Source organism: Curvibacter sp. Hmag1.1, assembly GCF_059769165.1.
The window spans coordinates 2,153,587-2,172,397 of record NZ_JBMBGX010000002.1 but is presented as its reverse complement, the minus strand read 5'-3'; the positions used below and the strand labels follow the sequence as shown (position 1 = coordinate 2,172,397).

Here is an 18,811-nt window from a genome sequence, read left to right as displayed (position 1 = left end):
TGCATCGCGGTAGCCGTTCAGTGGGGCGGAGGTTATGCTTTGACCCCTGTAATATCAAACCGCATCAGGCGGGCCCGATTACAAAGATAAGTCGTTGATTTCATTCAGTTTTTCCGCCATGTACCGCACCTGCGCATTACGCTTTATTACCTACCGCGCGGCCTCTGCAGAGGCCGCTGGAGGGGGTGCGGACAGGCAGTCATACACAACATTACAAATCGACAGGAAATGAAAGGTTTCGCCCGCCTCGCTGCCCTGCTGCTCTGTTGTGTATGTCTGCACACCGCGCAGGCCCAACAAATGGGCGTGCCCATGGACGTGCTGCACTGGTGGACCTCGGCCAGCGAACGCAAAGCCGCTGACCAGCTCGCCCTTCAACTGGCGCAGGCCGGCGTGCAGTGGAAAGACGCTGCCATCCCCGGCGGCGGGGGCATGGCCGCAGTCAAGGTGCTCAAGAGCCGGGTGCTCATGGGCGACCCGCCGGATGTGGCGCAGCTGATTGGCACCACCCTCACCGACTGGGCCGACATCGGCCTGGTCATGCCGCTCAATGCGGTGGCGCAGCGCCAGCGCTGGTCGCAGGTGTTGTTCCCTACCGTGCTTGAACTCGTCACCTACAAAGGCGATGTGATTGCCGCACCGCTGGGCATACACCGCATCAACACCTTGCTCTACAACCGCAAGGTGTTCGGCAGGCTGGGCCTCACACCACCCCGCACTTGGGCCGAGTTTGAAATGACGGCCCGCAAGCTGCAAGCCAAAGGCATACGGCCGCTGGCCTGGAGCGACGAGCCCTGGCAGATTGCCACGGTGTTTGAGACGGTGCTGCTCGGCGACGCAGGCCCTGCGCTCTACCGCGAGCTCATCGTGCAGCGCAAGAGCAGCGCATGGATGGACGTCCGCGTTGAGCGCGCTCTGCAACGACTGCGCTGGCTGCGCGCCTTGGCCACCGACGCCCCTGTGGAACGCCCCTGGACCGAGAGCACCCGCGAGCTCATGGCTGACAACGCCGGCATGATGATCATGGGCGACTGGGCCAAGGGCGAGCTCATGGCCTGGGGTGCCAGCCCGGTGCGCGACTTTGGCTGTGCCGTAGTGCCCGGCACCGAGAACATGCACCTCTACAGCATCGATACGCTGGCGATGCTGGTCAGTGCCCGCCCGCGCGAAGCCGCCCAGGAAAAGATGGCTGAGGTGGTCACCGGCATTCCTGCGCAGCTGGCCTACAACCGCTTCAAAGGCGCGGTGCCGGTGCGCCGCGATATGGACCCCGCGGCACTCGACGGCTGCGCCCGCGACTCCTGGGAAACCTTTGCCAGCCCGCGCAATGCGCGCGTGCCCAGCCTGGCCCACCGCATGGCGGCCGATGAAGCCATCAAAGACGCCGTGGCCCAGACCCTGTGGCGCTACCTGACCGACCCCCGCATGGAAACCCAGGAGGCCCAGCGCCGCCTGGCCTCCGTGATCCGCGCACCGAGCGCTGAACGCTAACCCGCACGACCAGCCCATGACCCGCACCCTGCTTGTCGTTGACGACGACCAAAAGACCCGCAACCTGCTCAAGACGTACCTGGAGAAGCACCAGTACGAAGTGCGCGTGGCCCACGACGGCGCCAGTTTCAATGCCGAGTTCGAGCGCTTCAAGGACGAGCTCAGCCTGGTCATCCTGGATGTGATGCTGCCCGACACCGATGGATTCACCCTGTGCCGCAGCGTGCGCAGTCAGTCGCCGGTGCCCATCATCATGTTGACTGCCAGCGCGGACGACACGGACCGCATCGTCGGGCTGGAGCTGGGGGCGGACGACTACATCGCCAAGCCCTACAACCCGCGCGAGCTGCTGGCCCGCATCAAGGCCATCCACCGCCGCATGCAACTGGGTGCACCCGGTGCGCCGGTGCGGTTTTTGAAGTTCGCCGGCTTCAGCATGGACATGGTGGAGCGTGTGCTTACCGACCCGCAAGGCCAGCCGGTGGTGCTCACCAGCATGGACTTCAACCTGCTGCGCTTTTTTGCCGAACATGCGGGCGAGACTCTGGACCGCGCCCGCCTGATGGAGCAAACCCGCGGCCGCGACCTCGGGCCTTTGGACCGCTCACTCGATGTGCAGGTGAGCCGCCTGCGCCAACGCCTACATGACGATGGCAAGCAGCCGGTGTTGATCAAAACCGTGCGCGGCAGCGGCTATGTGTTCTCGGCGGACGTGAGCGCCCATGCCGAACCCTGAGCGCCGCCGCTGGACGCGGCGCTACCTGCCCGACAGCCTGCTGGGCCGCATCGTGGTGGTCATGGCGCTGGGCGTCATCAGCGCGCAGCTGGTGGGTACCTTGCTGTGGGCACGGCAGTTGCGCGAGAGCGCGCGGGCCGAGGCCCTGAGTGCCGGCCACGCGATTGCACTGAATGCGGCAGGCTCCATCCGCTTTTTCCGCGACCTGCCGCCGCAGTTCCGCCCCATCCTGATTGAGCAGCTGCGCACCATGGGCGGCACCCGCTTTTTCATCAACGTGAACAAAGCGCGTGTGCCGGTGCAACCGGTGGAGGGCAACGGCCTGGTGGACGCCGTGGTGGAAGCCATGCAGGGCGACCTCACCCGCAACCTGGCGGGCAACACCCAAGCCCCCAGCGTGGCCTTTGCCTGGCCCGAGTCGCTGCAGGTGTCTGACGACGGGCGCATGGTGCGCGACCTGCCGGACTCGTGGGTGGAAGCCACCCTGCTGCTGCGCCCGCGCCCCGCACCGGTGCTGGTCATCCAGGCCGAGTTCGAGCCCGGGCGCTGGTTGTACCTGGCCACCACCATGCCCGACCCCTACTTTCTGGAGAACGCCAACCCTCTCACATGGGACCGCGTGGCCTTGCAGCTGGTGACACTGCTGACCGCACTGGTGATCAGCGTGCTGCTGGTGCGCGGGCTGATACGCCCGCTGAACAAAATTGCCTCGGCCGCCAATGCGTTTGGTAGCGACACCGCGCCTGAGAGCGTGCCGGAAACCGGCACCGCCGAACTGCGCCGCACCGCCCGCGCCTTCAACGAAATGCAGGCCCGTATTCAGGGCTACCTGGTGGACCGGGAGCGCTTGTTCCTCGGCATTTCGCACGGACTCAAAACGCCCATCATGCGGCTCAAATTGCGCACCGAACTGCTGGACGACGACACCCTGCGCGCCGAGTTCCATGAAGACCTGGACGACCTCGATGTCATGGTCAAAGCCGCGCTGCAAAGCGTGAAAGACACCGACATTCACGAGAACCTCACCCCTGTGCGGCTGGACACCCTGCTCGCCCGCCTGGCGCAACGCCCCATTCACCCCGACGCCACCATCGAATGCACGGCAGAGCCGGTGAGCGTGCTTGGCAAACCTCTGGCGCTGGAGCGCGCCCTGAGCAACCTGCTGGACAACGCGGTGCTCTATGGCGAGCGGGTGCAAGTGCGCCTGAGCCTGCAAGGCAGCCGCGCGCTGGTGGAGGTGCGCGACTTCGGGCCCGGCATAGCGCAGGCCAGCATGTCAGCCGCGTTTGAGCCGCATGTGCGCCTGAGCCACGGCCAGCAACAAAACCGCACCGGCACCGGTTTGGGCCTGGGCATTGCGCGCAACATCATCCAGGCCCACGGTGGCGAGATCCGCTTGCACAACCATGCCGAGGGCGGGCTGGTGGTGACGGTGCTGCTGGCGGCACTGCCGGCCGACTAGCCTCGCGCCGGTATGTCCACCAACGAACAGACCGGCCGCCCCTTCCCCCTTACTGTGACGACTCTCAGGCCTGCATGGCCTGCCACTGTTTTCACTTTAAGGACTCCCCATGAAAACCACCCACACCCTGTTGACCCGCGTCGCCATGACAAGCTGCTTGCTGTTTGCCGGCACTGCGATGGCGCAGATGGCCCCCACCGAATTCAACGCGAGCAAGACGCGCATCAAGAACGAATACAGCACCGCCAAAAAGGCCTGCAACTCCCAGTCCGGCAATGCGCGTGACATCTGTGTTGCCGAAGCCAAAGGCAAAGAGTCGGTAGCCCTGGCCGAGCTGGACAACACCTACAAGCCCACGCTCAAAACGCAATACAAAGTGCGCAACGAACAGGCAGAGGCCACCTATGACGTGGCCAAGCAAAAGTGCGATGACCTGTCGGGCAACCCCAAGGATGTTTGTGTGAAAGAGGCCAAGGCCGCGCGCACTACCGCCAAGGCTGATGCCACCGTGCAAATGAAGACCGGCCAAACCAACTCGGACGCCAAAACCGACAACAAGGAAGTCCGCACCGACGCGGCCGCCGACAAGCGCGCCGCTGAACTCAAGGTGGCAGAAGAGAAGTGCGATGCACTGGCCTCCACCGCGAAGGACACCTGCATGGCAGCGGCCAAGGCCAAGTTCGGCAAGATGTAACTCGTCGCCAGACGCAAAAAAGCCGGCTACCAGAGCCGGCTTTTTTGTGGGCGATTAGCGCTTAGTAGCTGCTACGGCCACCACGGTAGCCATCCGAGCCGCCGCGGTCTTCACGCGGACGGGCCAGGTTGACCACGATGGAGCGGCCATCCACGGATTGGCCGTTCAAACCGTCAATGGCGGCTTGGGCAAATGCGGGAGTGCTCATTTCCACAAAGGCGAAGCCCTTGGAACGGCCGGTGTCGCGGTCCATCATGACCTTGGCGGAGGTGACTTCGCCGAATTCGGAGAAGTTGCTCTGCAGGCTGTCGTCAGTGACGGAGTAGGGCAGGTTGCCCACGTAAATTTTGCTGCTCATGGTGAGCCTTTCAGTGAGTGCGCTGTCAGCCCGGGTGGCTGGGGTGCGCGGGTTTGCAGCCTTTGCGGGCGGCGGAATGGGGTGATGTCGGTTGCTTGGTGCGTCCGGCCTGCTTCAGCAGGTTTGCGCATTGGCGCTGCCGGTTTCTAACCAGCCTTGGGTAATGGCGTACACGCGGGCAGCTTCGCGGGAGACAAACTCGCAGTCGAAGTTGAAGACCCGGCAGTAAGCGCCCTTGCTCTGGCTGCGCTGAACGGCGATGGAGGCACGGTACAGACCGTTGCTGGTTTCTTGCGTTGCGGGCGAAACAATGTAGTTGCCCATGGGGATAGCGGATTCGAAATTCTGATTCATGAAAAGGGAGAGGTGCGGGCCACGTTATCAGGCCGGCTTGAGCAAAAAGAGATTCGGTTGGCTGCTGCTCTGCAGATCAACGCGGTCGACAGGTGTCGAATAGGCCGGATGCCGACGGCAAAAGACTTCTCTTGGCGGCTCCGTGGAACGGGGTGTGTCGGGGTAGCACCGTGTTCCTGCGTTGAATTATATCCATACGCAAATAAAAGTCAACACCTTTATTACCCCTGAATATAAAAGACTGTTTTTAACCCGGGTGCGCCTGCGCACCGACGCACTGTTGGCACCGGCCTACTGTGGCAAACATGCAGCCCCCGTTGCATGCCGGTGACGAGCCGGCTCACCTTTTCAGGAGCTACTCATGGGTATCAACAAAGACCAGATCAAGGGACGCACACAGGAAGCCAAAGGCAAGGTCAAAGAGGTCGTCGGCAAAGCCCTGGGCAACAAGTCCATGGAAGTCAAAGGCAATGTGCAGAAAAACATGGGCGCGGTGCGCGCCTCGGTGGGCGATGCCAAGGAAAGTGTGTCCAAAGCCCTCAAGCGCTCGTAGCAGCTGCGCGAGCAGCTCCTACTTTTGTAGCACGCTGCGCCCCTCGATCCAAACGGCTTGCACCTGCAAGTCGCGGTCGAGCACCACCGCATCAGCCCAGGCGCCAGTCTGCAAACGCCCGCGGTCGGATAAGCCCATGTGGTCGGCCGCGAAGGTGGACACCCGGCTGCTGGCGTCCGCCAGGCTCAGGCCCAGTGTGTTGACGAGGTTGCGCAACGCCTGGTCCATGCTGAGCACCGAGCCGGCCAGCGTGCCATCGGCCAGGCGCACACCGCCCATGCACTTGGTGACTGTGTGGCGGCCGAGCTTGTAGTCGCCATCGGGCATGCCGGCGGCCGAGGTGGAGTCGGTCACGCAATACAGCTTGGGGATGGCGCGCAGCGCCGCGTGGATGGCGCCGGGGTGCACATGCAGCAGGTCGGGAATGACTTCTGCAAATTCGGCATGGGCCAGCGCCGCCCCCACCATGCCGGGCTCGCGGTGGTGCAGGGCCGACATGGCGTTGAACAAATGGGTAAAGCCCGTGGCCCCGCAGCGCAGCGCGGCCACGCCCTGCTCGTAACTGCCGGTGGTGTGGCCCAGCTGCACCTTGAAGCCCTCGGCCACCAGCTGGGCAATCAGCGCCTCGTTGCCGCCCACCTCGGGCGCCAGCGTAATCAGGCGGATGGGCGCGAGCGCATGCAGGCGGTGGATTTCGTCAAAACTCGCGGGCCGCGCAAACGGCGGCTGCGCGCCCAAGCGCGCCTCGCTGATGTACGGCCCCTCCAGGTGCACACCCAGAACGCGGGCAGCATTTGGCGCAGGCGCGGTGCACAAGGGTGCGAGTGCGGCAAAGGCGGCATCCAGGTCCGCTTGTGGCGCGGTCATGGTGGTGGCAAGCAGCGATGTGGTGCCGTGCTGCGCGTGCAGGCGCGCCACGTGCCAGGCTGCGTCGCCGCCTTCCATGATGTCGTGCCCCGCACCGCCATGCACATGCAAATCGATGAAGCCGGGCAGCACGATGGGCGCACTGCGCTCACGCACTTGGGCCTCGCTCACCGGCTCGCCGGTGATGCCGGCAATGCGGCCATCGGTGCCCATGTGCAGGCTGCCGTGCACAAAGCCGGTGGGGGTGAGGATGTGGCCTTGCAGAGAAGTGAGTGCCGTCATGGCGTGCTCCGGAGTTCGGCCACAAAGGCGTAGTAGTCGCTGCGGCAATAAGTTTGGGTGAATTCGATGGCCGTGCCATCTGCACTGTGGGCCACGCGGCTCACCCACAAGAGCGCGGCGCCTTCGGGGACCTGCAAATGGCTGGCCATGTCGGCCGTGGCATTGATAGCGCGCAGGTGCTGCACCGCGCGCACGGGCGCGGCGCCACTGCGGGCGAGGTGCAGGTACAGCGAGCCGTCCAGCTCCTGCGGGCGGGGCAGCACGCTCAGGGGTAGCGCGCTGTGCTCGTAGGCCATGGGCACGCCATCGGCCAGGCGCAAGCGCAGCAGGCGCGCGACCTTGGCACCGCGCGGCAGGCCCAGCGCCTCGCGCTCGGGCACGGTGGCCACGCCGGTTTCGCGGGTGATCCACTGGCTGGCCGGCACATAGCCGCGCTGGCGGAGCTCCTCAGAAAAACTGGCGAGCTTGCTGGTGGGCTGCTCAATGCGCGGCGCAATGAAGTTGCCCGAGCCATGACGGCGCACCACCAGGCCCTGCTCCACCAGCACGTCGATCGCCTTGCGCGCCGTGATGCGCGACACACCCAGCGACTCGCACAGCACCCGCTCCGAGGGCAGCGCCTGGTCTACCCGGAAGGTACCCGCGCGAATGTCCGCCGCCAGCTGGCGCCCTAGCTGCAGGTACAGCGGAGAGGTGTCTTCAGGACTGGTGGAGGCGGCAGGCACGTGGCGGGGAGAGGCTGGAATGAAGTGGTCTTGATTGTATAACCACTTTAATACCAGTTACCCACCCAAGGGCTCGGCCAGCACCACGCGGTTGCGGCCCTGGGCCTTGGCTTCGTAAAGCGCGTCGTCCGCTTGGCCCAGCAGGTTTTCGAGGCTGTCGTCAGGGCCGGGCACGGTGACTGCCACACCGCAGCTCACGGTAACAACCGCTTCATACGCCAACGGGTGGGGCATGCCCAAGGCGCGCACCGCATCGCATGCGCGCTGGGCCATTTGCAGGGCCTGCGGGCCGTCGGTGCCGGGGGCGATGATCACAAACTCCTCGCCGCCGTAGCGCGCCACCAGGTCGCTGGCGCGGCTCACGCCGCTGATGGCTTGAGCCACGGCGCGCAGGCACTCGTCGCCGGCCTGGTGACCGAAGTGATCGTTGTAGCGCTTGAACCAGTCCACATCCAGCATCACCAGCGCCAAGGGCTGGCCGGCGCGCTCCAGCCGCGTCCACTCTTTGTGCAGCACCTGGTCAAAGTGGCGGCGGTTGGCAATGCCGGTCAGGCCGTCCACCATGCTCAGCGCCTCCAGCCGCTCGTTGGCCACTTGCAGCTGGCGAGTGCGCTCTTCGACCCGCTGGGCCAGCTCCTGCTCAGAGGCACGCAGCGTCTCCACCAGTTGCTGCTGGGTGGACACCAACTCGCGCTGCGCCATGTGCTTTTCGCGGCGCATCTGGTTAAAGCGGTCGGCCAGCGCAAAGGCCAGCAGCAGCATCTCGAGGTTGGAGCCCAGCTGAAAGCCGTTCACGGTGAAGGCGTTGGTCGGCAGCCAGCCGAAGCTGCGCGCGGTAGTCACCAGGCTACCCACCGCCAACATGCCAAAGGCCCCCAAAAAGTAGTACCCGCTGCGCATGCGCAAAAAGGCACACCACGCGCCCACTGCAGTCACGGCCAGCACAGTCAACAAAAACAGCAGCGTGGCGTAGCGCGCTACCGGCGTTATGGCAAACCAATACACCAGCGGTGCCAGCAGGTGCACCGCCGCCAGCGCCTGCAATGCGCGGTGCACACGGGGCAGCACGGTGGCGGTGTCCAGCATGCGGCGGGTAAACAGGCAAAACGCCGCCGCGCCTACAGACGCGGCCGTGTAATACGAAAAGTTGCTCCACACCAGCGCCCCGGGCCAAAAGTACTGCGAAGCCAGCCCGGCCTTGGAGGCCAGCATCAACGCAGTAGCGCCCACAAACACCACGTAGTAGCCATAAATGCGGTCACGCAGAGCCACCCACAACATCAGGTTGAACACCAGCATGGCTGTGGCCATGCCGTAGTACCAGGCGTGGAGCATGTAGTCGGTGTGGGTGTGCTCATCAAGGTCCGGCCGGGCCCACAGCTGCACCGGCACGATCAGCCCGATGGTGGACTGCACCCGCAGGTACACCACCTGCGTAGCCTGCGGCGCCACCTGCAGCGGGAACACCAGATGCCGGTGTGCCACCGCGCGGGTGGCAAATGGCAGGTCGCCGCCGGTGCGCGTCTCGGTGTAGCGGCCCGCGTCATCAGGCACAAAGAAAGAAACATGGGAAATGCGCGCGTTGCTCACCTCCAGAAGCTGGTGCGCCACGGCGGCGCCGGGGTTGCGCACCTCCAGCCGCAGCCAGAAAGCCGAGCGGGTAAAACCCAGCGACAAGCCTTGGGACGCACCGGCCCGCGGCACCATGCGGCCCGCGCGGTCTGCGGCCAGCACCTCCGGCAGGGTGAGGCTGCCATCGACATCCTCCAGAACAGCCAGCGCGGGGCTCACGTCCAGGGCACCCGCACCCACCGCCTGCACCGGCACCGCCTGCGCGGACACCCACAGCGGCAGGAGCAAAACCATATTCACTATGATTTTGATAGCTGCTTGCGCATGTCTGATGGGCGCCAGAGGCATTTTTGGCTCGTATTTTGGTGGCGTTTATTGCATGGTAGCGGATTCGACTTAAGGCGGGTGCGGTCTTAAACCCTAGGCTCGCCGAGGCCGGAACCGCAGCAGAATAGTGAAATTCGCAAATTCAGATACTGGAATTTGTGCTTTTAAGCGGGCATGATGGCGGCCAACAAAAAAGCATTCAGGGTGGCAGGTCTTTCATGGCGACATTGATTCCGGCAATTAGCGCGTGCGTTTCGCGCATGACCAGTGGTGAACGCAGGGTGGCCGAGCGGCTGGAGCAAAAGCTGGATGACGACTACCTGCTCTGGTACGACGTGCCCATGGGCCCGCGCAATACCCACCCCGACTTTTGTGTGCTGCACCCGCGGCGCGGCATCTTGGTGCTGGAAGTGAAAGACTGGAAGCTCAGCACCATCCAACAGGCCGACAAGCAGACCTGGGAAATCATCCCCGACGGCATCCCCAAAACCGTGGCCAACCCGCTGGAGCAAGCCCGCCAATACGCCCAAACGGTGGTGACCGCCCTGCAACGGGACAAGCAGCTCATTCAAACCGAAGGCGCGCACGCGGGCAAAGTGGCTTTCCCGTGGAGCTATGGCGTCGTGTTGACCGAAATCACCCGCAAGCAGTTTGAAGCCGCAGAGCTGCATCACGCCATAGAACCGCACCGCGTGCTCTGCAAAGACGAAATGTTGGAGAGTGTGGACGCCGAAGACCTGCAAAGCCGCTTGTGGGACATGTTCCCCTACGGCATGCGCGGCACGCTCAGCCTGCCCCAGATCGACCGCGTGCGCTGGATCATGTTCCCGCAGGTGCGGGTGCAAACCAGCGGCGACTTGTTTGATGACAACGATGCCGAGGCCGAGCTGCCCGACATCATGCGGGTGATGGACCTGCAGCAAGAGCAGCTGGCCCGCAGCCTGGGCGAAGGTCACCGCGTGATTCACGGCGTGGCGGGCTCGGGCAAAACCATGATCCTGGGCTACCGCGCCGAGTATTTGGCCCAGGCAAGCACCGCCAATAGCAAACCCATCTTGATTCTCTGCTTTAACGAACCGCTGGGCGTGAAGCTGCACAGCGTCATGCAGGCCAAAGGCTTGGGCGGCAAAGTGCATGTGCGTCATTTTCATAAATGGTGCCGCGAGCAGTTGGTGGCCTACGGGCAAACGCTGCCCGCGCAAGGCCCACGCATGTTTGACGAGATGGTGGAGAGCGTGATCCGCGCCGTGGACCGCAATCAAATCCCCAGCGGCCAATACCAAGCGGTGATGATCGACGAGGGCCACGACTTTGCGCCCGAGTGGCTCAAGCTCGTGACCCAAATGGTGGACCCCACCACCAACAGCCTGCTGGTGCTGTACGACGACGCGCAAAGCATTTACGAGCGCGCGCGCAGCAAACAGTTCAGCTTCAAGAGCGTGGGCATCCAGGCGCAGGGGCGCACCACCATCCTGAAGATCAACTACCGCAACACCCGCCAGATATTGCAGACCGCCAGCCTGGTGGCGGCCGACCTGCTGACCGCGGACGACAAAGACGACGACGGCATCCCCCTGCTCAAACCCGTGAGCTGCGGGCGCGAGGGGCAGGAGCCCCTAATCATCAAACTGCCCACCCTGCAGGCAGAAGCAGAAGCCATTGCCGAACACCTTGCCCAAGCCCACCAAGAAGGCTTTGCGTGGGGCGACATGGCCGTGCTGTGCGCAGACACCAAAACGCGCGACCTGTGCGCCCGCACATTGGCGCAGCGCAAGCTGCCGGTAGAGAACCGCATCAGCCCCGGCCACTTTGACCCCACCAGCAACAAGATCAAGGTCATGACCATGAAGGTCAGCAAAGGCTTGGAATTCCCCGTGGTGGCGTTACCCGGCGTGGGGCATATGCCTGCGCCCGGGGAGGACGAAAAGGAAGCGGCGCGGGTGTTTTATGTGGCGGCAACTAGGGCTACGCAGAGGTTGGTGATGGCTGTAGGCATGGGCGGGGGTTTAGGGCAACGTATCTGTTGAGATGACCAGTTCCTAAAATCACCTCGCGGACAGTCGTCGCGTGGTCCGAAAATTGATTGCCAAACCCAACATCTAAAAATGTCACCAATGGAATTCGATCTATTCATCAGTCACGCGAGCGAAGATAAGGATTCAGTTGTGCGTCCGCTGGCGCAACTCCTGCGTGATAGCGGTTTGCGTGTTTGGTTAGACGAAACCGAAATCAAGCTTGGGGATAGCTTGCGCAGATCAATTGACCATGGCCTGACCAAATCCAAATACGGCCTGGTAATACTAAGTCCAGACTTTCTACGAAAAGAATGGCCACAAAAGGAACTTGACGGACTAGTTGCGAGAGAGGATGGCCGCGAAAAAGTCATATTGCCCGTGTGGCATAACGTAACGCGCGAACAAGTAACAAACTTTTCACCTCCGCTAGCAGACAAACTCGCAGTGCCTACCTCAAAGGGCTTACCTGAGGTTGTTAGGGTGATCCAGAGAGTCTTTGGTGATCAAAGCAATACTGCTCCGATCTCAATTCCGCCGCAAGAAAAAAGCCGAAGCCACGACATCAATAGCCTGATCGTAAAAGTATTGGATAACGTGCAGTCACTTTCAGATGCTGGGGCCAGCCCGATCACTGGCATCCCCACCGGCTTCACTGATCTTGATTTAATTACATCCGGCCTTCAGGTTGGGTCTTTAGTGGTCGTTGCGGGTTCGACCAACAGCGGCAAAACTGCGTTTGCTTTGAACATCGCTAGGTACGTTGCTTGCGATGAGGGCTTGCCAGTACTGATATTTACCCCAAATGATTCTGCGGTCCACACTACAAATCGAATTCTGGGCGTAATCAGCAAGATCTCTGCTCACGGCCTCCGGACTGCTAGGCTCACAGATGAAGAGTGGCCTCGTTACGCTGAGGCTGTTGAACGACTGGCTAACTCTCCAATAGTTATCAACGACTTGAGTGTGATCACGTATGACGACATCGAAATGGAATGCAGAAAGCGTCTCACTATGCATGGCGCCTTGGGTTTAGTGATAGTCGATTCAATTGAATGCATAGAGGAGTCGACTGACGGCCCAACTGATTACCTAAGTATTTCCCGGCGAATGAAGGTACTAGCACGAGAAATTGGATCGCCAGTAATGCTGGTATCTGACGTTTCGGAATTGGTGAAATCAAGAGCAGATAAGCGACCAATACTGCAGGACCTTGATCGCTTGGATCGTTTTTCAGACTTAGTGCTTTTTACCCATCGCCGCTCCGAAAGCACTTCCGCCACAGATCTTGATGCCCTAGAGATCATAGTCGCTAAACAAAAAATAGGTGGAATCACAGGAACCGTTCAGTTAAGCCTAGATCCAGCGTGCGGCGCGCTTGAAGATACTCCGCGATCCAACGGCGATACCGTGCACAGCCAATCCTGGAGCTAACGCAACATCTTTTGGCGGTGAGCGTCAGCAAATGGCAGAGCGTTTGATGGATGACGGATGCATGTTGCACTCGCAAACCTGAATCGCCTGCATTCGTTAAACATTCTGAAGGAACTATCTTGGGGCAATTTATTGAAGCCGTGCAAAAGGATGAAGTGATTAGCCCGCTGCGCCGAAATTTCAACGTCAATAATTGGAACAAGGCTTTCGATAAGTTGGGAAGTGATGAAGCTGATACTGATTTATACAAGACTGGACTAAAGGTACTGGCTAAGTCCAAAAGCATTCGCGCATCACTTACCGCCACAGTTCGTGAAGACATAAACGCTCCTACAAAACTTCGTGCTTTCGTTGCAATCGTCAATCACAATTTTTTAGCCGTAGCTCGGCGAACCCGCGCTGCACTTCAGGTTGCTGCGCAATCCAACACTCGGGTTCTAACATGCGATCTGAGTGCAGTCAGACTTCCGCTAATGTCTGGCGATAGCTTCAGCCCGGATGAGATCATTCAATCTACAGTTGACGCGGTTCAAATTCCTATCAAAGTGATTTTGGGGAAGGCTCCATCACTTTCGGGAAGTCCAAAGTTCTCAGCGCTGGATTGGGATAGTTTTAATGTGGACTTCAATTTGGGACAGGCCTACTTCTCAATGGAAGAGCTATGGGACGACTGCATTTGGAATGAGTTTTGTCCCACAGAAGACAAAGGTCAGACGACCTACTCACCCGCTGATCATTTTTGGTTAAGGTTGCGCGCAGCCAGTCGTGCAAGGCAAGACAATCTCAATCTCCAATTTTTCGCAATCTCAGAAAAAATGGAGTCTCAGATTGGGATGGCCGGTCGCTTAGGTTTTCGCGACATTCAAAAAATTGAAAAAATCGGGCGTAAACAGGTAATCAGATTAACCCCACTAAACGAACCTACGGCAGAAGGTGCACACCTTGCTTCAATGTTCGCCTATGCATGTGAACCGTTCTATAAAGATCTCCTAAATGAACCCATTCTTACACTTGCAAACGGAACAATTAACGAGCTACTTCGTGCATGGGCTGTGGTCGTTCTGTGTGCCAATACTTTGAGAACTCAACTTGAGAATGCATCATTCAGCGCAGACAGTGACAACCCAAACTCTTGGCTTCCAAGACATGCCCCCGTTTTACAAAGAGATGCTTTAACACGCGCTATCGTCGATAGTCTTAGCACTACCTATCCACGAGCAAGTGCATTCTTGGAATTTTTGACCTTTAAGGGAACCGAGGGTCAAGAGCTTTGGGCACAGCCGCTCGTACCTGTTGGTGACAATGTGCTAGCGCCGATCTTCGCTGTGACATCTCATCCAAATTTGAGACGGGTTGTTGATGTTTGGCTCCGGCAACTCAACCTCGATTTAGGTTCGCGCGGCCTTGCGTTTGAACGTGAACTGCGGGCGCGAATTCAACGAGAAATCATTCGGTCACCGTTGCTAAAAGAAGCAAAGGTTTTGAACACTGGTCTTAAGTTTCGGCCACCTGATTTCCGGGAGGAGGAGATCGACTTAGTCGTAATAGTGGGTGATCTCGTTATTCTTGGCGAGGCTAAGTGCTCAGTCACCCCGACTGAAGCAAAACAATACGCCAGACATCGAGAGATTGTTATCAATGCAACTGCGCAAATACAACGTAAATCCCTTGCAATCTCAACCCACCGCACGGCGTTTCAATTGCGGCTGAAAGAATTGGGCATCGAACTACCAAATGACTTCAGGATTCTCCCGGTCGTGATAATGAACGATGCAATTCATTCTGGCATGGCCGTGGCGGACGTCCCTGTTATTGACGAACACATTCTTAGTGTGTTTTTCACTGGTGAAATTATTGATATTGCTGAACGCCTTGCAAATGGGTCCTTTCATTCCGTCAGAAAGCGTGTTCTCTACGCCAACATTGCTGAAGCTGCAGAAAGTGCAGAGTCATTCTTTCGTGCACCTCCGCAATTTGAAGTATTTATCAATGGCGTGACAAAGAGAGAGATATCCATACCGGCGGTCTGCGAAGAGGATTGGTGTGCAATTTACACGGCATACGAATGCATACCATCGATCGCGAATCGAGATGAGCTCTTTTGAGTGCTCGTCGCCGCCTCACAACCAAAAATAAATGGCCCCCTTCCTCATGCACGAAATCATCTGCCCCCACTGCAGCAAAGCCTTCAAGATCGACGAGGCGGGGTATGCCGACATCCTCAAGCAGGTGCGCGATGGCGAGTTTGAGCAAGCTTTGCACGAGCGCCTGGAACTGGCCGAGCGGGAAAAGCAGAGCGCGATTGCCCTGGCCAAGGCGGAAGTGACCAATGCGCTGCAAAAGGCTGCGGCGACCAAAGACACGGAGATTCAGGCGCTCAAAGCCCAGCTGGACGCGGGCGAGGTGGCGCGCAAGCTGGCCGTCACAGAGGCCTTGGGCACAGTAAGCAAAGAACGCGATGCGCTGGCCAGCGAGTTGAAGAACGAATTGGAAAAGGCCCGCAACGCGCAGCAAGCCGCAGCCCAGTTGGCCGAGGCCAAGCTGGCGCAAGAGCTGCAAGCAGTTGCCGCCAAAAAGGACGCCGAGATTCAGGCGCTGCAAGCCAAGCTGGCGGCCAGCGACACGGCGCGCCAGTTGGCTGTGAATGAAGCCGTGGGGGTGGTCGCTAGAGAACGTGATGGGCTCAAAAATGACCTGAGCCTCATCACCGTCAAAAACCAGCTCGAAGAGAAAGCCATCAAAGAGCAATTTGCCTTGCAGCTGCGCGACCGTGAAGGCGAGATTGAGCGCCTGCGGAACATGAAGGCGCGGCTATCCACCAAGATGGTGGGCGAGACCCTGGAGCAGCACTGCGAAATTGAGTTCAACCGCATTCGTGCGGCGGCGTTTCAGCGGGCGCATTTTGAAAAAGACAACGACGCCCGCACCGGCAGCAAGGGCGACTACATTTTTCGCGACATGGACGAGTCGGGCAACGAGATCGTTTCCATCATGTTCGAGATGAAGAACGAGAGCGACGAAACCGCCACCAAAAAGCGGAACGAAGACTTTCTGAAAGAGCTGGACAAAGACCGCACCGAGAAGGCGTGCGAATACGCGGTGCTGGTGTCCCTGCTGGAGCCGGAGAGCGAGCTGTACAACAGCGGCATCGTGGATGTGTCGCACCGTTACCCCAAGATGTATGTGGTGCGGCCGCAGTTTTTTGTGCCCCTGATCACGCTACTGCGCAATGCGGCTTTGAACTCGATGAAATACAAGTCCGAGCTGGCACTAGTGCGCTCACAGAATGTCGACATCACCAAGTTCGAGACTCAGCTGGACGAGTTCAAGACGGCGTTTGGCCGCAACTGGCGCCTGGCCTCGGAGGGCTTTGAAGAAGCCGTCAAACGCATTGACGAAGCCATCAAGGACCTGGAGAAAACCAAGGAAGCGCTGCACAAGTCCGCCAACAACCTGCGCCTGGCCAACGACAAGGCCGACGACCTGACGATCAAAAAGCTCACACGCGGCAACCCCACCATGGCAGCCAAGTTTGCGGAGTTGAAAGATAGTTAAGACACCCTTTCCCGGAGCCCCCATGCAACTCGGCTACACCATCCTCTACGTCCCCGACGTACCCGCCACGCTCAAGTTCTACGAGGCGGCCTTCGGGCTGACCACGCGCTTTCTGCATGAGAGTGGCGACTATGGCGAGCTGGAGACGGGCAGCACGACGCTGGCGTTTTCAGCCCACAGCCTGATGCAGCAGCTGGGCAAGAACCCGCAGGCGGCCAGCCCCACGGCGCCCTGCTTTGAGATTGCGCTGTGCACGCCCGATGTGGCCGCTGCGCTGGAGCGCGCCATAGCCGCCGGGGCCACGCCCATGCGCCCGCTGGAGGTGATGCCCTGGGGCCAGACGATTGCCTATTTGGCCGACATCAACGGCTTTTTGGTGGAGCTGTGCACGCCCATGGCCTGAGTACGGCACAAGTTCGCCACGGGTTTTGCTACGTATTTAGTAGCTGCCTGCGCAAATTCCACGGGCGCTAGCTGCCCATTTGGCTTAGTTGCGCGGTCAACACCGCCCGGGTAGCCTCGTCCGCCGGGAACACATGCTCCACCCGCAGAGATGCCAGCGTGATGTCTTGCGGGGTGCCGAAGGTGGAAAACATGCTGAAGAAAGCCAGCTCGCCGTGCCGCGTGGCAAAGCGGGTGGTGAGCACCGGCGCCATTTGGCGCGGCCAGGCTGCCAGCACCCGCTTGCCCAGGCGCTGCTGCATTTGCTGCGCCAGCTGCTCGACGCGGGGCAATATCTCAGGCACCACGCTGGCGTCGTCGCGCATGTGGGCCAGCAGGGCGGGGGCCACTTCTTCGAGGTTAGTGATGTGCCTGGTCATGCCTTCGGGGTGCAGCATGGCGTCGATCATGTTTACCGGCGCGCCGGGGGGCAGGTCGGCCACCCAGGGCATGAGGGTGGTGGCCAGCCATTGGGCGCCGCGGTTCATGTGCAGCACGTTCCAGGCAGCGTCCATCACCATGGCGGGCATGGGGTCGTGCGCTTGCAGCAGCTGGGCCAGTGCGTCGCGCACCGGGGCGAGCACGGCGTCAGCCAGCTCGCTACCGCGGTAGACCGGGGCAAAGCCGGCCTGTTGCAGGGCCACGTTGCGTAGCGCAAGCGGGGCTTGTAACTCGTGCAGCCAGTTCAGCAGCAGCTCGCGGCTGGGCTGGGCGCGGCCGCTTTCCACAAAGCTCACATGCCGCTGGCTCACGCCCATGCGCAAGGCCAGTTCCAGCTGGCTCAGGCGCTTGGACTTGCGCGCGGTTTGCAAGGTGGCTTGCAGGCTGTCGGGCTGGGCGTTATGCGGGTGGATGGTGCTGGTTTCCATGCGGGCATTGAATCACAGCGCTGCGCTTTCGCAATTACCTGCGACGTAATTGCGCGCATGCAGGGCACTGCGCAAACTTGGCCCCGTCAGCGCTGTTTGCTGGCGCCACAACTCACAAGGAAATCTCATGAACAAGGCTTTGTTGATCTTCGTACTCGTTGTTTTTGGTGCCCTGACCGGCTACACGCTGCTGCACTACGGCGGGCTGTTGGCATGGCTGGCGTTTTACACCCGCGACCCGGCCAGCTGGCAGATATTTGCCGACCTGGTGATCACCATGTGCCTGCTGCTGGTGTTCATGCGTCGCGATGCGCAAGCCAACGGCCGGCCGTTTGTGCCTTGGGCAGTGTTCAGCCTGGCGGTGGGTTCGTTCGGGCCACTGCTGTATTTCATCACCGCCAAGAAGCGGGTGGTGGAGTGAGCTATCCCGGCAGATGCAAGAGCACCGCACGTTCAGGCCGATTGCCCGGCACGCAGCGTTTGCAGCTCTTGCTCCAGCGCTTTGATGCGCGCATCGCGGGCGTCCAGCGCGGCGGCAACGTCAGCGGCCTCAAAGCGCACCGGAATGTGCTGCGGGCAGTTGGAATCCCACGCGGTTACGGTAAAGAGGATGACTTGCTCGGGCCGTGCGGCGTAGCCTTCGGGCATGAGGCGGGCTATGAGTGCGTCGTCACCCACCACCACCCGCGCCTCGCCCCAGATCTTGACGCGCTGGCGGTGGGCGTAGTCCATCAAAAACAGATGAGCCTTGGGGTTCTCTGACAGATTGCCGCTGCTGATGTATTGCTTGTTGCCGGCAAAGTCTACAAACGCGATGGTGTGCACGTCCAGCACTTTGAGAAAACCCGCCGGGCCGCCCCGGTGCTGGATGTAGGGCTGGCCTTGGGCGTTCACGGTTGCCAGAAAGATGCTGGTTTGCGCAGCAATAAAGTCTGCCAGTTCATCGCTGATGGTGGCTTGCCAGCCACCCGCTTGCTCCATGCGGGCATAGCCGTGGCGGGAGCCTTTGCGGGCCTGGATGGCTTTGACCGCGGGGGTAAAGGCAACGTCGCTGGTGTAGGTGCGGGTGGCGGACATGG

At 60.5% G+C, this 18,811-nt stretch carries 18 protein-coding genes; 11 read left to right on the top strand and 7 right to left on the bottom strand.

From position 1 onward, the window contains the following. Positions 1-228: 228 nt before the first annotated feature. The 4 genes from ACOAP0_RS10930 (at position 229) to ACOAP0_RS10915 (ending at position 4,383) form a co-directional block, all read left to right on the top strand. Positions 229-1,491 (top strand): ABC transporter substrate-binding protein, encoded by a 1,263-nt coding sequence (locus tag ACOAP0_RS10930; protein WP_498376425.1) that lies wholly within the window; start codon positions 229-231, stop codon positions 1,489-1,491. 16 nt (positions 1,492-1,507) lie between these two features. Next, on the top strand, positions 1,508-2,227 hold the full coding sequence (locus ACOAP0_RS10925) for a response regulator (RefSeq protein ID WP_498376424.1): 720 nt from the start codon (positions 1,508-1,510) through the stop codon (positions 2,225-2,227). Then, positions 2,214-3,689: an ATP-binding protein gene (locus ACOAP0_RS10920; protein WP_498376423.1), complete on the top strand. Its 1,476-nt coding sequence runs from the start codon at positions 2,214-2,216 to the stop codon at positions 3,687-3,689. Before ACOAP0_RS10925 ends, ACOAP0_RS10920 begins: the two co-directional genes overlap by 14 nt. 109 nt (positions 3,690-3,798) lie before the next feature. Beyond that, positions 3,799-4,383, top strand: a complete 585-nt coding sequence (locus tag ACOAP0_RS10915) for a hypothetical protein (RefSeq protein ID WP_498376422.1) — start codon at positions 3,799-3,801, stop codon at positions 4,381-4,383. A 61-nt stretch (positions 4,384-4,444) separates the two neighbouring features. Here the strand turns inward: ACOAP0_RS10915 and rbp are convergent, their stop codons facing one another. Next, positions 4,445-4,741 carry an RNA-binding regulator gene (gene rbp / locus ACOAP0_RS10910; protein ID WP_498376421.1) on the bottom strand — a complete coding sequence of 99 codons (297 nt, stop codon included), beginning with the start codon at positions 4,739-4,741 and terminating at the stop codon, positions 4,445-4,447. Between the two features lie 114 nt (positions 4,742-4,855). Further along, positions 4,856-5,095 (bottom strand): hypothetical protein, encoded by a 240-nt coding sequence (locus tag ACOAP0_RS10905; RefSeq protein ID WP_232459831.1) that lies wholly within the window; start codon positions 5,093-5,095, stop codon positions 4,856-4,858. Positions 5,096-5,456: 361 nt separating this feature from the next. Between ACOAP0_RS10905 and ACOAP0_RS10900 the strand changes: the two genes are divergently transcribed. Then, positions 5,457-5,648 (top strand): CsbD family protein, encoded by a 192-nt coding sequence (locus ACOAP0_RS10900; RefSeq protein ID WP_442873335.1) that lies wholly within the window; start codon positions 5,457-5,459, stop codon positions 5,646-5,648. Between the two features lie 18 nt (positions 5,649-5,666). Here ACOAP0_RS10900 and nagA read toward each other — a convergent pair whose 3' ends face one another. From nagA to ACOAP0_RS10885, 3 genes are read right to left on the bottom strand one after another with little or no spacing between them, the layout of a single operon-like run. Beyond that, positions 5,667-6,797 carry an N-acetylglucosamine-6-phosphate deacetylase gene (gene nagA, locus ACOAP0_RS10895; protein ID WP_498376420.1) on the bottom strand — a complete coding sequence of 377 codons (1,131 nt, stop codon included), beginning with the start codon at positions 6,795-6,797 and terminating at the stop codon, positions 5,667-5,669. Next, complete coding sequence (locus tag ACOAP0_RS10890) at positions 6,794-7,522, bottom strand: GntR family transcriptional regulator (protein WP_498376419.1); 729 nt, start codon at positions 7,520-7,522, stop codon at positions 6,794-6,796. The genes nagA and ACOAP0_RS10890 overlap by 4 nt, the downstream gene beginning before the upstream one ends. A 57-nt stretch (positions 7,523-7,579) precedes the next feature. Continuing rightward, on the bottom strand, positions 7,580-9,388 hold the full coding sequence (locus ACOAP0_RS10885; RefSeq protein ID WP_498376418.1) for a sensor domain-containing diguanylate cyclase: 1,809 nt from the start codon (positions 9,386-9,388) through the stop codon (positions 7,580-7,582). A gap of 251 nt (positions 9,389-9,639) precedes the next feature. Here ACOAP0_RS10885 and ACOAP0_RS10880 point away from each other — a divergent pair, with 251 nt between their 5' ends. From ACOAP0_RS10880 to ACOAP0_RS10860, 5 genes are all read left to right on the top strand, one after another. Continuing rightward, the gene (locus tag ACOAP0_RS10880; protein ID WP_498376417.1) at positions 9,640-11,448 is read left to right on the top strand and encodes a DEAD/DEAH box helicase; all 1,809 of its coding nucleotides are present in this window, start codon (positions 9,640-9,642) and stop codon (positions 11,446-11,448) included. 87 nt (positions 11,449-11,535) lie between these two features. Then, positions 11,536-12,867 (top strand): DnaB-like helicase C-terminal domain-containing protein, encoded by a 1,332-nt coding sequence (locus ACOAP0_RS10875; protein WP_498376416.1) that lies wholly within the window; start codon positions 11,536-11,538, stop codon positions 12,865-12,867. Between the two features lie 119 nt (positions 12,868-12,986). Further along, the gene (locus ACOAP0_RS10870) at positions 12,987-14,972 is read left to right on the top strand and encodes a hypothetical protein (RefSeq protein ID WP_498376415.1); all 1,986 of its coding nucleotides are present in this window, start codon (positions 12,987-12,989) and stop codon (positions 14,970-14,972) included. Positions 14,973-15,018: 46 nt separating this feature from the next. After that, positions 15,019-16,422, top strand: coding sequence for a DUF2130 domain-containing protein (locus ACOAP0_RS10865; protein WP_498376414.1), 1,404 nt, complete (start codon positions 15,019-15,021; stop codon positions 16,420-16,422). Between the two features lie 22 nt (positions 16,423-16,444). Beyond that, on the top strand, positions 16,445-16,825 hold the full coding sequence (locus tag ACOAP0_RS10860; RefSeq protein ID WP_498376413.1) for a VOC family protein: 381 nt from the start codon (positions 16,445-16,447) through the stop codon (positions 16,823-16,825). Positions 16,826-16,892: 67 nt separating this feature from the next. Here the strand turns inward: ACOAP0_RS10860 and ACOAP0_RS10855 are convergent, their stop codons facing one another. Beyond that, positions 16,893-17,732 (bottom strand): helix-turn-helix transcriptional regulator, encoded by an 840-nt coding sequence (locus ACOAP0_RS10855; RefSeq protein ID WP_498376412.1) that lies wholly within the window; start codon positions 17,730-17,732, stop codon positions 16,893-16,895. Positions 17,733-17,859: 127 nt separating this feature from the next. On the opposite strand from ACOAP0_RS10855, the gene ACOAP0_RS10850 reads away from it, so the two are divergent. Continuing rightward, the gene (locus ACOAP0_RS10850) at positions 17,860-18,153 is read left to right on the top strand and encodes a DUF2834 domain-containing protein (RefSeq protein ID WP_498376411.1); all 294 of its coding nucleotides are present in this window, start codon (positions 17,860-17,862) and stop codon (positions 18,151-18,153) included. Positions 18,154-18,185: 32 nt separating this feature from the next. Here the strand turns inward: ACOAP0_RS10850 and ACOAP0_RS10845 are convergent, their stop codons facing one another. Next, entirely contained in the window at positions 18,186-18,809 is a 624-nt protein-coding gene (locus tag ACOAP0_RS10845) for a pyridoxamine 5'-phosphate oxidase family protein (RefSeq protein ID WP_498376410.1), read from the bottom strand. Between the last annotated feature and the right edge of the window lie 2 nt (positions 18,810-18,811).

Coding starts and splice junctions, on each gene's coding strand:
- ACOAP0_RS10930 (WP_498376425.1), top strand. CDS start 229: ATGAAAGGTTTCGCCCGCCTCGCTGCCCTGCTGCTCTGTTGTGTATGT.
- ACOAP0_RS10925 (WP_498376424.1), top strand. CDS start 1,508: ATGACCCGCACCCTGCTTGTCGTTGACGACGACCAAAAGACCCGCAAC.
- ACOAP0_RS10920 (WP_498376423.1), top strand. CDS start 2,214: ATGCCGAACCCTGAGCGCCGCCGCTGGACGCGGCGCTACCTGCCCGAC.
- ACOAP0_RS10915 (WP_498376422.1), top strand. CDS start 3,799: ATGAAAACCACCCACACCCTGTTGACCCGCGTCGCCATGACAAGCTGC.
- rbp (WP_498376421.1), bottom strand. CDS start 4,741: ATGAGCAGCAAAATTTACGTGGGCAACCTGCCCTACTCCGTCACTGAC.
- ACOAP0_RS10905 (WP_232459831.1), bottom strand. CDS start 5,095: ATGAATCAGAATTTCGAATCCGCTATCCCCATGGGCAACTACATTGTT.
- ACOAP0_RS10900 (WP_442873335.1), top strand. CDS start 5,457: ATGGGTATCAACAAAGACCAGATCAAGGGACGCACACAGGAAGCCAAA.
- nagA (WP_498376420.1), bottom strand. CDS start 6,797: ATGACGGCACTCACTTCTCTGCAAGGCCACATCCTCACCCCCACCGGC.
- ACOAP0_RS10885 (WP_498376418.1), bottom strand. CDS start 9,388: ATGGTTTTGCTCCTGCCGCTGTGGGTGTCCGCGCAGGCGGTGCCGGTG.
- ACOAP0_RS10880 (WP_498376417.1), top strand. CDS start 9,640: ATGGCGACATTGATTCCGGCAATTAGCGCGTGCGTTTCGCGCATGACC.
- ACOAP0_RS10875 (WP_498376416.1), top strand. CDS start 11,536: ATGGAATTCGATCTATTCATCAGTCACGCGAGCGAAGATAAGGATTCA.
- ACOAP0_RS10865 (WP_498376414.1), top strand. CDS start 15,019: ATGCACGAAATCATCTGCCCCCACTGCAGCAAAGCCTTCAAGATCGAC.
- ACOAP0_RS10860 (WP_498376413.1), top strand. CDS start 16,445: ATGCAACTCGGCTACACCATCCTCTACGTCCCCGACGTACCCGCCACG.
- ACOAP0_RS10855 (WP_498376412.1), bottom strand. CDS start 17,732: ATGGAAACCAGCACCATCCACCCGCATAACGCCCAGCCCGACAGCCTG.
- ACOAP0_RS10850 (WP_498376411.1), top strand. CDS start 17,860: ATGAACAAGGCTTTGTTGATCTTCGTACTCGTTGTTTTTGGTGCCCTG.
- ACOAP0_RS10845 (WP_498376410.1), bottom strand. CDS start 18,809: ATGTCCGCCACCCGCACCTACACCAGCGACGTTGCCTTTACCCCCGCG.